Source organism: Nostoc sp. DSM 114161, assembly GCF_052692665.1.
Genome location: NZ_CP195141.1, coordinates 6,214,620 through 6,229,556 on the forward strand (window position 1 = coordinate 6,214,620; position 14,937 = coordinate 6,229,556).

The following is a 14,937-nucleotide window of genomic DNA, read 5'->3' on the forward strand; positions in this document are numbered from 1 at the left end:
TAAAATAAATTTTTATTTTAATTAAATTAACTTATACAAAGTCAGCAAATCATCTACAGAACTTAGGTAGCTTTGCCTGCAAAAATCTGGCTTTGAGTAAGTTATGAGAGTGGCAATTAAGCAAAATTTATTATACGTGCTGGAAGGTAAATCTGAAGAATAAGCTTATAGCGTAATAATTTTACCTCACGCTTGTCCTTTAGTTATGTGTAATTAATTCTCCACAGTACTTATATCAAAATTATAAAAATATGATTTGAAAAAGTTATCATTATATTTTAAATTTTATTGAGAAAAAGTTTCAGCTTTTCTCTAGATTCTGCTAGTCTTACTGTGTATTGTTAATGACGTTTAGAGAACATGGGAATTCAGAATCTTTTTATAGCAGGCGGTGTGGTCATGTGGCCGCTGCTGGCGTTTTCGGTGTTGGGTGTGGCGCTGATTATTGAACGTATCAGGTTTTGGGCAAGAATTAACAAGCGTCAAAACCGCGTGGTGCGGGATGTTTTGAATCTCTATCGCATCGATAATGTTGTCGGTGCAATGGATAAACTCCAGCAAAATGCAGATTTGCCACTTGCCCGGATTTTTCTTGCAGCTTTAGAATTAGAGGAGCCAAATCCAGAAGAATTTCGTTTGGCATTAGAAAGCGAAGCGCAGGCGGAAATCCCAGTACTCAAACGCTTCCAAAACATTTTCGAGACAATCATTAGTTTAGCGCCACTGTTGGGCCTTCTGGGTACAGTATTAGGATTGATCGCTTCTTTTGCCTCTTTAAATCTTGGCGATGTGGGAGGTAGCAAAACCGCAGGCGTTACCTCTGGGATTAGTGAAGCGTTGGTATCTACAGCATCAGGATTGATTGTTGCTATCTTCATACTGTTGTTTGCCAATACGTTCCGGGGATTGTATCAGCGGCAAATCGCTTTAATTCAGGAATATGGCGGGCAGCTAGAATTACTTTACCGCCGTCGTTATGAAAGAGGAGGAGAGAAGACCTATGCGGCTACAAGATGAACCAGATATTCCAGCACAGATTAATATTGTGCCGATGATTGACGTGATTTTTGCAATTTTGACATTTTTTATCATGTCAACTCTGTTTTTAACGCGATCTGAAGGCTTGCCTGTCAATTTACCAAAGGCAGCCACGGCAAAACAACAGCAAGTTCCCTCCAAAATTACTATCACGGTAGACGAACAAGGAGTAGTAAGTCTAAACCGCAAACCAATTGCTGTTGATGATTTGACACAGCAAGTACGGAGTTTAATTGGTTCTAACTCAGAAATGTTAGTGATTATTAATGCTGATGAAAAAGTTGGTCACGGGAAAGTGGTGGCTGTGATGGATCGGGTGCGTGAAGTTCCGGGGGCAAAATTAGCGATCGCTACTCAAAGAAGATAGGAAAGGGGAGCAGGGGGAGCAGGGGGAGAATAATAATTCCTAACTCCTAACTCCCAACTCTTGAGATATGAGTTTAAGTAATGAATTTTGATGAGAGTGTATAAAAAAGTGGTCGCCGTCAAACATTTGTAAAGAGATAGACATTGCTTGTTCTCGCCATGCTTGCAGAGCTTCATGACTAACTTCTTTGTCTTGCCAACCACCAAATATACTAATGGGGCAGTCTAGTGGCTGTTGTGGAGTATAAGTGTAAGTTTCCAGAACTGCAAAATCAGCCCGCAAAATTGGGAGAAAAATTTGCATCAGTTCTGGATTTTCGAGTACTGCTTTGGGTGTACCGTTGAGAGTGCGTAGTTCTTCGAGTAGCTCTGCGTCTGGTAAGACGTGGATGGGTGGTTTTGTGGGGGGGATTTGTGGGGCGCGGCGAGCAGAGATGAAAAGTTGAAACGGTTGAAGATTATATTCTAAGCGCAGTAGACGGGTTAACTCGAAGCTAACTAATCCGCCCATACTGTGCCCGAAAAAGGCGAATGGTTTGTCTAAATATGGTAGAAGAGATGAAGCGATCGCCTTTACAAGAGGTTCCAATTTTGCGATCGGTGCTGACTGCATTTGTCTTCCTCGTCCGGGATATTCCACACCACAGACTTCGACATTGCGAGGTAAGCTATTAGACCACGTGCGAAAAATCATAGAGCTACCACCAGCATAAGGAAAGCAAAATAAACGCAGATTTGCTTGCGGATTTGGTTGGGGACAGTTAATCCAAGAATTGAAAGTTGGTTTAGTTGTCATAATAGAGCTTAGAGTTAGATAACATAACTCTGCATTTAATTATTAAATATATTCACTGATAATCTTATGACAGGAATGGAACCTTGGGCGATATCAGCCGTTAGCGGTATCGCCGCTATGATTTTCCAAAACGGTGGTCAAGCTTTAGGAGTATTGGGTAAAACCCTAGATGAAAAAACCAAGAACTTAATTTTTGCTGCATCAAAGGAATATGAAAAGAACTATGAAGAACGGCATGGTATTCTCAAAGTGTTAGTAATGCGTGAACCTGTCAAGCTGGAATCGCTCTATACAGCAGTGCAGTTTTTAGATGATGATAATATTCAGAGTTTTGACTCTATTGAAAATTTAGAAGAAGTCTATCGCCAAGCTAATAGCCGAAGGTTTCAATCTCAAAATGGGGGAAAACAAGTAGGAATTAAAGTTGCTAATAATAAACAATATCTGATGGTGCTTGGTGGGCCTGGTGCAGGAAAGTCTACATTTTTACGGAAGATAGGGCTAGAAGCAATCAAAGGTCAAAAAGGAGAGTTTATACACGATTGTATTCCAGTTTTTATTGAATTAAAAAGGGTTGCATCTAGTAATATAAATATTGAAACATTTATTGTTGAAGAGTTTCGTATTTGCGGCTTTCCATCACCAGATAAATTTACAGCAAAAGCTTTAAAAGAAGGGAAATTATTAATTTTGCTCGATGGTTTAGATGAAGTACCAACAAAAAAATTGGCTGAGGCAAGTACCGAAATTCAAAACTTTGTTGACAAGTACGATCGAAATCGTTTTATTGTGTCCTGTCGCACGGCAGCTTATCGGAGCAGTTTTCGTCGCTTTAGCGATGTCTCAATGGCAGATTTCGACGATGCTCAAATTCAAAAATTTATTTGTAACTGGTTTAATTCAGATGGGGACAAGCAGGTGAAGACAAGCGAAAAATGCTGGGAGTTACTGCAAAAACCAGAAAATAAAGCTGCTAAAGAGTTGGCACATACGCCTTTGTTGTTGACATTTCTGTGTTTAGTTTATGACCGTTCCCAAAGTTTTCCAGATAATCGCAGTGTTCTTTACCGTAAAGCACTGCGGATATTGTTAGAAGAATGGGCATCAGAAAAGCGAATTCTCAGACATGAAATTTATCAAGGACTGCATACAGAATTAGAAGAGATATTACTATCAGAGGTTGCTTATACAGCTTTTGAGTCTGATAAACTATTCTTTTCACAGCGCGATATTGTTCAGCAAATTAAAACATTTTTAGCGAGTAATCTGAATGCACCTCAGCATTTAGATGGGGAATCAGTGTTGAATGCGATCGCTGTTCAACAAGGTATTTTGGTCAAACGAGCCGAGGATGTCTTTTCCTTCTCTCATCTAACCCTACAGGAATATTTAACAGCACAATATATTGATGACCATCGCCAAGTTGAGAAATTAATTAGTGAACACTTAATAAATGAACGCTGGAAAGAGGTGTTTTTGTTAGTAGCTGGGTTAATGCGGGGTGGTGCAGATGATTTGCTGCTGCTGATGGAAAAAGAAGCGCAAAAATATATTAATACCCCGAAGTTACAGGCTTTATTAAATTGGGCAGAACAGGTAACAGTTGGATCGCCAGGAGATTTTAAACCTGTGGGGAAACGTGCATTTGCCATCGCCAACGCCAATGCTTACGCCAAAGCCAACGCCATCGCTAACGCCAACGCCAACGCCATCGCCATCGCCAATGCCTATGCCAACGCCTACGCTTATGCCTACGCCAATGCCTATGCCATTGCCAACGCTATCGCCAACGCCAACGTCTACACCAAGCCCAACGCCAAAGCCTACGCTAATGCTAAAGCTTACGCCATCGCCTATACTCGTAAACTTGAAGAATTAAAAATTTTCAATAACGTTAATTTTATCGAATTGATTAAGCAATTAAAAGCACTGAAAGCTCAGGATGCTGATGATAAACAGCCAAGGGCAGTGAGTCTGGCATTTGCTAAACATCTGCAACAAACGTTACTCAATGCTTTCAATCTCACCGTAGAAATGATCGATTTATCTGAGGAAGAAATAAAAGCACTAAAAAATTATTTCTACGCAAATTACCTGATTATCCAGTGCAAACAAGCAGCGGTGCGAGTGTCGCCCCAAACTTGGGAAGCAATTGAAGCGCGGATGTTGTTGGCTCCAAATTATTAAGCAACAATAGGAAAATGACAAGATAGTTAGATCAAAACTCTATGAGTTCATTACAACAGGCTAAGGATACAAAAACTTGCACCTTTACTGTCATAACGACAAAACTTATTGTTGTTATGACACAAAGTCTTGTAGTTAGGAGTAGATAAGCTGTTGTTTTTTATCTTCTACATATATATCCTGTTCTCTGTTAATGAAAACCTCAGATAATGCCTGATAAGCTTCAGTCCAAGCGGCCATCACTTCTTCTGTAGCTGCTTCTTGCAAAACATCTTTCATCGCTTGCAATAAACTTTCTCCAACAATAGGATATTGTTCTGGTGTAACATGGGTCTGCACGTGACGATGGGCAATCTTTTCTACCATCAATTTTAAAGCAGGTAAATTATCAATTTGGTTAGCATAACTATAAACTGCTGTAGCTAATCTCGCAGGTTGAGAGCCATCTGCTTGAGCAGACATATCAAATTGTTCTTTGATTTCTGGATGGTTTTGAAACATAATTTCATACATCCGAGTTGTGATTTGTTGACCGTTTTTTTTCAAGACAGGTGCTGTAGATTTAACGATATCTATTGTTTTTTGGCTAATCATAGTTTTTTCAACCACTTAAAATATTGATTAACTTCAATTTATTGTTTATTTTTAGCAGTTACTATGAGCTAGCTCATATATAGCAGGAGTCAAAATTTACAAGTCAGAAGTCAGCCAGTAGAAAGAGTTACGGCTTTAGGTTAACGCGCCAATATACAACTCAGTCATGATGAAAATGTAAAATGCAGCTGTGTAGATTAATAATTTGTTAGATGTTAAATTTAGAATGCACACAATTAGTAAAAAGTCAACAAAAAAAGCTTGGGCAGGTGCGATCGCCAAACCAGCAACAGAATTCCCCCCTACCCAATTGCCAATTCTCTCTGGGAAAGTCCCAGATGGTTTGCGTGGTAGTCTTTATCGCAATGGCCCGGCGCGGCTAGAACGCGGTGGCGTCCCTGTAGGACACTGGTTTGATGGTGATGGCGCGATTCTTGGCGTGCATTTCACCGATGCAGGGGTGACGGGAGTTTATCGCTATGTGCAAACAGCAGAATATCAAGCTGAAAGTAAAGCAGATAAATTCCTTTATGGTGTTTATGGAATGCATACACCGGGGCCGATTTGGAAACGGTGGAATCAGCAAATCAAGAATGCAGCTAATACTTCAGTGTTGGCTTTACCGGATAAACTGTTGGCTTTGTGGGAAGCAACTCAGCCTTATGCCCTTGATTTAGAAACTTTAGAAACAAAGGGATTAGATGATTTAGCCGGTTTGGATAATGGATTACCTTATTCTGCTCATTACAAACGCGATCCACGCACAGGCGAAATTTATAATTTTGGCATCAGTTTAGGAAGTTCTGTACAACTGAATCTCTATAAAAGCGATGCCTCTGGCAAAATTATACAAAAAAATGCTTTCAAACTAGACCGCTATTCAATAATACATGATTTTGTTTTAACTCAAAGATATTTGGTATTTTTCATGCCCCCAATGCGGATGAAAATGCTGCCATTTTTACTAGGTTTAACTACCTTTAGTGACTCTTTATCATGGGAACCGCAGTTAGGAACTCAGGTATTAATTTTTGACAGAGAAAACTTATCTTTAGTGAGTCGCGGCGAAACCGAACCTTGGTTTCAATGGCATTTTGGAAATGCTTGTGAAAATCAAGACGGTTCGGTGATTTTGGATGTGGTGCGATATTCAAATTTTCAACAAAGTAATGAATATCTCAGAGAATTTGCAACTGGTGAAACGCACACCGCTTCTCATGGAACATTATGGCAAGTGCATCTCAATCCTCAAACTGCCAAAGTCACAGCAACCCACGAAGTTATCAACCGCATTTGTGAGTTTCCTGTAGTGCCACGAGGGCAAGTTGCACAACCTTGGCGTTATACTTATGTGGCATTGCTTCCAGAAAGAATGAATCCAGGTAAAGAATGGTTTAGTGCGATCGCTCGTTTTGATTACAAAACTGAAACCCTCACCGAAGTAGACTTAGGAGAAAATATTTATACCTCAGAACCCATCTATGCCCAAGATAGCCAAAACCCCGAACAAGGTTGGATATTAGTAGTAGTTTATGATGGCAATTCCGATAAAAGTGAAGTTTGGATATTTCATAGCGGCCTAGATGCAGAACCAGTTTGTAAACTAGGATTACCCAGCGTAATTCCTCACAGTTTCCACGGCACTTGGAATCCAGCGTAAAATTTAAAAGTTAGGAGTTATAAGTTAAGAGTTAGGAATGAGAATTAAAAATAATTCAAAATATTTCTAGCTCTCACTAATATTCTTAATTTTTCCACTAATCCAAAATCTCAAATCCGAAATGGAAAAATCGCATTTCTTGAACTCTTACTCTTTGCGCCTCTGCGTCTGGGCGTGACACTAATTTATATTTTCACTCAACAACCCCAAAATATAATATCCTATTAAAATTTGAGCAGGGAATTTGGAGGGAATCGCACAGTGGTTGATGATGAACGCATAGCCAATGCAGAACAGATTCATCCAAGGGACTTTTCCTGGCGATTATGGCCTGTTGTGCCACTTTACCCATACGGTAGGCGGCGGACAATCCGCAAAGAAGTCCTCAAGGATACAATCTGGAATTTTGACCAACTTCAAGGCATCTTTTACGTTGTCGTGCCAATTCGTATGACTGTGGTTAAGCTACAAACAGGCGGTCTTTTGGTTTATGCCCCTGTTGCGCCTACCCCAGAGTGCATCCGGCTTGTCAATGAGTTGGTAGCCGAACATGGTAATGTGAAATACATCATCCTGCCAACTGTCTCCGGTCTAGAACACAAGGTTTTCGTCGGCCCCTTCGCCAGATACTTCCCGACTGCACAGGTTTTTGTCGCCCCGAATCAATGGAGTTTCCCGCTAAATCTCCCCCTTAGCTGGCTTGGCTTACCTGCAAAACGCACTTCCACACTTCCAGAAGATAGCAGCAAAACACCCTTTGCTGATGAGTTTGATTATGCCATGCTCGGCCCCATCTACCTTGGGACTGGTAGGTTTGCGGAAGTTGCTTTTTTTCATAAGCGATCGCATACTCTTTTGGTAACAGATTCGGTACTTTCGATTCCAGAAGATCCGCCTGCCATTGTGCAATTAGATTCATATCCGTTGCTATTCCACGCCAAGGATAATGCTGGTGATATTGTTGCAGACATCCAAGCAAATCGCCGTAAAGGATGGCAGCGCATCTGTTTATTTGCTTTATACTTTCAACCAAGCGGTTTAGAAATACGTCCTTGGGGTAAGGTGTTCCAAGATGCCCTCAAAGCACCACAACGCTCCAAAAAAGCTTATTTTGGATTGTATCCCTTTAAATGGCAGGACTGGCAGCGATCGTTTGAAGCCTTACGAGGTAACGGTCGGTTGTTTGTAGCACCAATTTTACAGACACTAATTCTCAACCGCGCACCCAAAGAAACCATCGAGTGGGCTGATAAAGTTGCAAGTTGGAACTTCGAGTGGATTATTCCCTGCCACTTTGATGCGCCGATTAAAGCCCAGCCGTATCAATTTCGTCAAGCTTTCTCTTTTTTAGAAAAGCAGCCTGCTTTTGGTGCAGGTTTGTTTAACAGTAACAGCTATCCCTTACCAGAAGAGGATTTTAAAACACTTAAGGAAATCGACGCAGGTTTAAATAAATTTAGCATCGTCCCGCCAGCAAAAGAAAAGGTGTAGGAAAAAATGCAAAAAAGTTCCTAGTTTTAAGTAAAGAATTCCCCACTTCCAACAGACGGGATTAATCGCGTCTGTACCCATTTGCCATTTAATATCAGTGGTAAACTAAAACAACTTTCATAACAAGTCAATAAGTCTTTATTTTCGTTAGAGTTGGGATAATAATCAAAGTGTGAGGATTGATACTAAATGCGAGTATTGCTGGTGTATCCAATATTTCCCAAAACCTTTTGGTCGTATGAAAAAATTTTGGAATTAGTCGATCGCAAGGTTTTATTACCACCTCTAGGTTTAGTAACAGTAGCAGCAATTCTGCCCCAAGAATGGGAATTTAAGCTAGTAGATCGCAACATTCGTCAAGTAACAGAAGAGGAATGGGCGTGGGCAGATCTAGTAATCTTCTCGGCGATGATTGTCCAAAAACAAGATTTACTCGACCAAATCCAAGAAGCCAAGCGGCGTGGCAAGTTGGTTGCAGTCGGCGGCCCTTACCCGACTTCCGTACCTCACGAAGTGCAAAATGTGGGCGCAGATTTCCTGATTTTGGATGAAGGGGAAATCACTTTGCCGATGTTTATTGAGGCAATTCAACGCGGAGAAACTTCTGGGACTTTCCGCGCCACGGAAAAACCAGATGTCACAAGCACACCAATACCCCGGTTTGATTTATTAGAACTGGATGCCTATGACATGATGTCCGTGCAATTTTCGCGGGGGTGTCCCTTCCAGTGCGAATTTTGTGACATCATTGTTCTTTACGGTCGCAAACCGCGTACCAAAACCCCAGCCCAACTTTTAGCAGAATTAGATTACCTCTATGAACTAGGTTGGCGGCGGGGTGTGTTCATGGTGGATGATAACTTCATTGGCAACAAACGCAATGTGAAATTGTTGCTTAAAGAGTTAAAAGTCTGGATGGCCGAACATCAATATCCCTTCCGATTTGATACTGAAGCTTCAGTTGACTTGGCACAAGATCCAGAACTGTTAGAGTTGATGGTTGAATCCGGTTTTGCGGCGGTATTTTTGGGCATTGAAACACCAGATGAAGACAGTTTGCAACTAACCAAAAAATTCCAAAATACCCGCAATTCTTTAACTGATGCCGTGCAAACCATCATCAAAGCTGGATTGCGCCCGATGGCTGGGTTTATTATTGGCTTTGATGGCGAAAAAGCCGGTGCAGGCGATCGCATTGTCCGTTTTGCCGAAGAAGCAGCAATTCCCTCTACTACCTTTGCTATGTTGCAAGCGTTACCGAACACTGCGCTGTGGCATCGCCTGAAAAAAGAAGGACGACTGCGGGAAAATCAAGATGGCAACATCAACCAAACAACATTGATGAACTTTGTTCCCACCCGTCCTTTAGAAGAACTTGCCAGAGAATATATTGAGGCATTTTGTACTTTATACGACCCAGTGAAATACTTGGATCGTACCTACCGCTGCTTCTTAATGATGGGTTCGCCAAGTTGGAAAGCACCAGCTAAAATGCCAGAATGGATAATTGTCAGAGCCTTGTTACTTGTGATTTGGCGACAAGGAATCAAACGCGAAACCCGTTGGAAATTCTGGCATCATTTATTTAGCATTCTCAAACGTAATCCTGGAGTTTTTGAGCATTACCTCGCCGCTTGTGCCCATAACGAACATTTTCTTGAATATCGCCAAATTGTCCGCGATCAAATTGAAAGTCAGTTAGCAGAATATCTGGCCCAGGGTGCAGAAAAACCCTATGTGCCAGTACAGGAAAAAGCAGAGGAAAAAACTGAAGCCGCAGTTAGTTAAATGTAGTAACGGTTAATAGGTAAGTAGAAGGACTAAATTAAACCTAACTTGAAATTACCGGGTTTCGACTGCGCGGAAGTTGAGCGTAGTCGAAACTCAACCCTCTTTTAGTCAGGCTACTGAGCATTGAGCGGAGTCGAAATGCGTCTTATAAATAATTGTGTCCAACTACTTAAAAGTAAAAAAATTACTTATTAGCCGTTATTAAAAAAGGAATTCAAATGAATTTGTCATTTAAAGACATAAAGTTGATCCTTGAAGCCATCGATCGCCTGATTGATAAATACCAAGAGCGACTCAATGAAATCGAAGATATCGATGAAGATGAAGCTTCCGAGCTTGGTAATGATACTATGTTTTTAGAGTCACTTCGTAGAAAACTAGCGAATAGTTTGAATAACAGTACTAATGTCAACACGTTGGTAGTCAATGAACTTGTCCAACCTTCATCTCATGCTATGCCAGAAAAGCCGCGATCGTAGCAAAGACGAATATCAATAATTCATAATTCAGTCAAGCGGTGCGTTACGCCTTCGCGATAACGCACCCTACAAAAACTTTTTTCTAATTATTATTCAAAATTATATTTTGCCTTTCCAATCCGAGTTATTTCAAAAATTAGCTCTGCTGCTTTACTGATTAACGAAGTGTTAATTTCAATTTGATACTTGTCTTGTTTTAAAACCTCTGTTACAACTTTAACCAAATCTGCGTTACCTTTCCTCGCACCCAAACCATTAATTGCACATTCAATTTGCCTCGCGCCGCAACTTAAAGCAATGAGTGAATTATCTACCGCCATGCCCAAATCATCATGACAGTGTACTGAAACTACAACTTCATTAATATTGGGAACTCGATTAAAAATCATTTGCAGAAGTTGTGAAAACTCTTCTGGCAATGCCAAACCTAAACTATCAGGAATGCTAACAGTAGTTGCACCACTTTTGATTGCAGTTTCAATAGATTTACACAAAAAATCAGGCTCACTTCTAGGAGCATCAAAAGCACTCCATTCTACATCATCACAATAATTGCGTGCTAGAGATATGCTATCTTTGATTGTTACTAATACTTCTTCTTGACTTAATTTAGATTGATTTTTCAGATTGACTGGAGTATAAGTGTGAATTCTACCTCTGATTGCTGGTTTAATTGCTTCAGCAAGACCCATTATTTCGTTTGGATTGTAACTCGCTAGTCCACAAATAGTAGAATTTTTAATTATTTGAGAAACCTGAAAAACTTCATCAAAATCTTTTTGAGAACTTCCTGGATAACCAACTTCAATAATATCTACTCCCATTTCTTCGAGCAATTGGGAGATTCTGATTTTTTGTTGCAAATTCATTTTGACACCAGGCGTTAATTCTCCATCACGCATAGTGGTATCAAAAATGATTATTTTATTATTATTTTTTAACATTTTGACTAGAGAAAGCGATCGCTAATATCAAATACAATTTTAAGGAATACCCTCGCTTGAAAAAATTGTTTTTAAATCTTGGTAACCACTGAGAATACGTGCAACTTCACTCCGCCATCAATGGGGCGATAAAATATCAAGTAATCTTCTACTGGGAAACTACGTAAACCGCTGCCAAAAAGTTAATTTGCTGCTGATTGGGCTTCTTGATAAATTATTTCTTGAAACTGAATTAAATCTTTTTGGGGGTCGGCGTGGGCAACTTTCACTAATATCTGTTCGCCCAAATTCACAGAACGTTTGAAAGACATTGGTAACTGCAAACCCAAATCTTCTAACAAAATTAGGGCTAAGTTGCTGTCTTCCCGCAGCCACATTAACACCGTCACATTCCAAATTTGTTCTGGATGACGGCGCAAATACTCCAAAGCATAATATCTATTTGTTTGCCGTTCTACCATCGTCACTTCTTGGGTGATGGTGGTGACTGTCATCATCACTTCTTTGAGTTGTTCGGCAGAAAATGGCAAAACTTCACCGCGCAAATGGGCTTTGAGTTGAAAGTGAGTTAGCAAATCGCTGTAACGACGGATGGGAGAAGTTGCTTGGGTGTAGGTATCCAAACCCAAACCCGCATGGCGCAAAGGCGTAATGCTCATTTCACTTTTGGGCATACAACGCCGCATGGCGCAGGCGCGAACGAATCCAGCTGGTAGCTGGAGTAATTCTTCGTCTGGAGGTAATTCCGGTTGGGGCTGACCGCGAAATGGCAAGGGAATGTTATGTTTTTGGCCGTAGCGGGCAGCAACTTCACCAGCAAGTATCATCATTTCTGCTACTAATTGCCGGGAGCGTGAATCGTCCAAAATGTCAATATTAATTTCCTCGCCTTTGACTTTGATTGCTGCCTCAGGCATGGTGATGCTAATTGCTCCTTGGGCATAGCGCCAAGTTTTGCGCCGATTTGCCCAAGTGGCGATCGCTTCAATTTCTGGTTCTGCTTGTACCCCTAATTGCAGCATTTCATCTACATCTTCGTAGGTGAGGCGATAAGTCGGCTTAATTAAGCTGGTATGAATGCTGTAATCTTCTACTGCTCCAGTTGTCCCTAAAACAACTCCAAAACTCAAGGCACAACAAATCCGCCCCTGTACCAGACTCATTGGCCCAGTTGCCAAGATTTCTGGAAACATAGGAATCATACCTGTAGGTAAATATACTGTACTCCCTCGTTTTCTCGCTTCTAAATCTAATTCATCTTCTGGCACTAACCATCTAGTAGGATCGGCGATATGTACCCACAGCCGTTCCCGTCCATCGGGGAGTACTTCCCAACTCAAACCGTCGTCGATTTCTGTGGTGGTTTCATCATCAATGGTGTAGACCTTCAGGTGAGTCAGATCCAAGCGGTTGGTATCTGAGTCAATGGGTGGGAAATCCAAACGTTGTTGCGCCACTTCTAATACCTTTTGAGGAAACTGAACGGGAATTGAAGAACGACGCAGGAACAAGTTTTCATGAGGACTCCACCATGCCAAATCTACTAAGAGTTGAAAGGCTCCTTGGGGTGTTGTGGGGCGTCCCAGCAAGGTCATAGTTTCTAATACTGGGGCTGAGGGAGGATAAGCACGAGCCAGAGTGTCATAATTTACTCCCATCCGCACGGTGTCAGCAAGCAGCGCTGCGTATTTTTCTATCCCTTCTAAGCGTTGGCGATCGTGGCGCTGCCACTCTACTGCTTCACCTTTGAGCGCCTGCTCTACACGAGCTAAAAATTCCTGCTGTCCCTTAGCTTTGAGTGCCTCTACTTCTATCTGGTGCTTGCGTTCTGCAACCTGAGCAGCAGTTCGGGCTTCGTAGGCCTCTCCTTTTTGCTTGAAATACAGTTTGTCGTCTGATAACAGGCAATGGGCAGCGTAACAATGGGGCGCACCCGATTCCGAAAATAGCAAATTCGCCATTTCCTCTGGGGTGATTGTTTCCCCACCTTCAACCAATAATTCCCAAGCTACTTCCAAGCTAGATGGATCTAAATTTGGCTTGACCTGCTCTAGAAACTTGGGAATATCCGCGGGCTTATAGGTCTCTTTGTTAACTGTATAGGTTACTTGTCTCGGCGCGAGGCTGTGGGATTGGCCGCGTTCGTCCACCACAAACCAGCGAGTTTTACCGTCCGGACGTTCTACGACGCCCAGACGGCGATCGCCTTGAACCCTAAATTCAACTAGCGTCCCCTTCTCCACAACTCTCGCACTTTATTTTTTTAATGAACAGTTTAAATAATTTTAAGTTAGGAGTTAGGAGTTAAGAGTTTTGATTCATAACTCCTGTACAGACGCGATTAATCGCGTCTCTACCGATCGCTCATAACTCTTTTTAGCCTTCCGCGTTGATAAATGGCAACAAAGCCACAATCCGCGATCGCTTAATTGCTAATGTTAACTCTCGCTGTTGCTGAGACGTAAGCCCTGTAATCCGCCGTGGCAGTATCTTGCCCCGTTCGGTGATAAACTTACGCAACAAATCAACATCTTTATAATCTATTGGTTCTCCTGGCTTAATTGGAGAAAGACGACGACGGAAATAACTCATCTCTACTTAATTTCCTTGTGAACGGTATGTTTATTACAGTGGGTGCAGAACTTTTTCAGTTCTAGGCGGTTGGTGGTGTTGCGGCGGTTCTTAGTGCTGGTATAACGTGATACACCTGGAGACCGCTTTTCTGGGTTTGTCCGACACTCGGTACACTCTAATGTCACAATTATGCGGACACCTTTACTCTTAGCCATAATCTTACAAACAGTAAAGCCTGGAGAGAATTAACACAAATGACTATCTTCTCACATTCTGGCGGATATTTTCAACTAATTTTTTGATTTTGATATCCAGCGAGTAGCCCCGACGGGAAGAGACGATAAAAGTTCCACAAAAGCGATCGTGTAAAGCCTGCCGCATCTGGGCATCAGATAAGGCAGTACCACAATCAATGAATAAAGGAAGTACTAGCAGTATAGCAGTGGGATTGGCTCTAATATTGTTTAAGGCAATTGAGACAAGAAGCGCACCTAAGCCGATAATTGCCTCTCGCTTCAGTAGAGACTGTAAATCTGGGATTCTACCGATTATTTCGCCGTTTCTGACTTCCAGCACCTTTAAATCGAACGCCCAACGCCCTAAACTTTGTCCTTGATTGTTGTATGCCACCACCACCCGCAAAATCAGCCAAAGCGTTATAAAAACTAGGATTTGAGCAAATTGAATGCCGATATTGCCACTTCCCAGCAAAGAACTGACTAACCAGACAACAACAAAATCTAACCCCAATGCCATACCTCGCCGCCCAATATCAGCCTTGGGATAGTGTTTTTGCCGAACGCGTTCGATGGTCATACAAAACAAGTATTTTTATTTAAGGGTTGGGAAATAACGATCGCTCCTGTTTTTTATATTATGATGATGGCCTAGCTACTTGCTGCGGTATAAACCTTGATTATCGACGGCGTTGAGTCTGGAAAACTCGATGAAACTCCATAAGAGACGCGATAAATCGGCGTCTCTACAAGTTTTTTGGTCTATGCTTCCGTGGTGTGT

General features: G+C 41.6%; 14 protein-coding genes. 7 read left to right on the top strand and 7 right to left on the bottom strand.

What is annotated here, in order from left to right; translation table 11 throughout:
* Positions 1-360 precede the first annotated feature (360 nt).
* On the top strand, positions 361-1,017 hold the full coding sequence (locus tag NSTC745_RS26245; protein ID WP_445633601.1) for a MotA/TolQ/ExbB proton channel family protein: 657 nt from the start codon (positions 361-363) through the stop codon (positions 1,015-1,017).
* Positions 1,001-1,405: an ExbD/TolR family protein gene (locus NSTC745_RS26250; RefSeq protein WP_096540154.1), complete on the top strand. Its 405-nt coding sequence runs from the start codon at positions 1,001-1,003 to the stop codon at positions 1,403-1,405. The genes NSTC745_RS26245 and NSTC745_RS26250 overlap by 17 nt, the downstream gene beginning before the upstream one ends.
* Before the next feature lie 39 nt (positions 1,406-1,444).
* Here NSTC745_RS26250 and NSTC745_RS26255 read toward each other — a convergent pair whose 3' ends face one another.
* Positions 1,445-2,200 (bottom strand): thioesterase II family protein, encoded by a 756-nt coding sequence (locus NSTC745_RS26255; protein ID WP_445633602.1) that lies wholly within the window; start codon positions 2,198-2,200, stop codon positions 1,445-1,447.
* Positions 2,201-2,266: 66 nt separating this feature from the next.
* Between NSTC745_RS26255 and NSTC745_RS26260 the strand changes: the two genes are divergently transcribed.
* Positions 2,267-4,387 carry an NACHT domain-containing protein gene (locus NSTC745_RS26260; protein WP_445633603.1) on the top strand — a complete coding sequence of 707 codons (2,121 nt, stop codon included), beginning with the start codon at positions 2,267-2,269 and terminating at the stop codon, positions 4,385-4,387.
* Between the two features lie 135 nt (positions 4,388-4,522).
* On the opposite strand, the gene NSTC745_RS26265 is transcribed toward NSTC745_RS26260, so the two are convergent.
* Positions 4,523-4,981, bottom strand: a complete 459-nt coding sequence (locus tag NSTC745_RS26265; RefSeq protein WP_445633604.1) for a globin domain-containing protein — start codon at positions 4,979-4,981, stop codon at positions 4,523-4,525.
* A 226-nt stretch (positions 4,982-5,207) separates the two neighbouring features.
* Between NSTC745_RS26265 and NSTC745_RS26270 the strand changes: the two genes are divergently transcribed.
* The 4 genes from NSTC745_RS26270 to NSTC745_RS26285 all read left to right on the top strand — a co-directional run bounded on the left by NSTC745_RS26270 (position 5,208) and on the right by NSTC745_RS26285 (position 10,402).
* Positions 5,208-6,641 (top strand): carotenoid oxygenase family protein, encoded by a 1,434-nt coding sequence (locus tag NSTC745_RS26270; RefSeq protein ID WP_445633605.1) that lies wholly within the window; start codon positions 5,208-5,210, stop codon positions 6,639-6,641.
* A gap of 261 nt (positions 6,642-6,902) precedes the next feature.
* The gene (locus NSTC745_RS26275; protein ID WP_445633606.1) at positions 6,903-8,132 is read left to right on the top strand and encodes a DUF4336 domain-containing protein; all 1,230 of its coding nucleotides are present in this window, start codon (positions 6,903-6,905) and stop codon (positions 8,130-8,132) included.
* Between the two features lie 189 nt (positions 8,133-8,321).
* The gene (locus NSTC745_RS26280; RefSeq protein WP_445633607.1) at positions 8,322-9,920 is read left to right on the top strand and encodes a B12-binding domain-containing radical SAM protein; all 1,599 of its coding nucleotides are present in this window, start codon (positions 8,322-8,324) and stop codon (positions 9,918-9,920) included.
* Positions 9,921-10,141: 221 nt separating this feature from the next.
* A complete protein-coding gene (locus NSTC745_RS26285) occupies positions 10,142-10,402 on the top strand; it encodes a hypothetical protein (RefSeq protein ID WP_445633608.1) in 261 nt (86 codons plus the stop codon).
* 89 nt (positions 10,403-10,491) lie between these two features.
* On the opposite strand, the gene NSTC745_RS26290 is transcribed toward NSTC745_RS26285, so the two are convergent.
* From NSTC745_RS26290 to NSTC745_RS26310, 5 genes are all read right to left on the bottom strand, one after another.
* Complete coding sequence (locus NSTC745_RS26290; RefSeq protein WP_445633609.1) at positions 10,492-11,346, bottom strand: 2-isopropylmalate synthase; 855 nt, start codon at positions 11,344-11,346, stop codon at positions 10,492-10,494.
* A 182-nt stretch (positions 11,347-11,528) separates the two neighbouring features.
* Complete coding sequence (locus NSTC745_RS26295; RefSeq protein ID WP_445633610.1) at positions 11,529-13,589, bottom strand: ribonuclease catalytic domain-containing protein; 2,061 nt, start codon at positions 13,587-13,589, stop codon at positions 11,529-11,531.
* Between the two features lie 133 nt (positions 13,590-13,722).
* Positions 13,723-13,938, bottom strand: a complete 216-nt coding sequence (gene rpsR / locus NSTC745_RS26300) for a 30S ribosomal protein S18 (protein ID WP_073639644.1) — start codon at positions 13,936-13,938, stop codon at positions 13,723-13,725.
* 2 nt (positions 13,939-13,940) lie between these two features.
* Positions 13,941-14,135, bottom strand: a complete 195-nt coding sequence (rpmG, locus tag NSTC745_RS26305) for a 50S ribosomal protein L33 (RefSeq protein ID WP_081603023.1) — start codon at positions 14,133-14,135, stop codon at positions 13,941-13,943.
* Positions 14,136-14,178: 43 nt separating this feature from the next.
* Positions 14,179-14,736 (bottom strand): RDD family protein, encoded by a 558-nt coding sequence (locus NSTC745_RS26310; protein ID WP_445633611.1) that lies wholly within the window; start codon positions 14,734-14,736, stop codon positions 14,179-14,181.
* Positions 14,737-14,937: the final 201 nt, after the last annotated feature.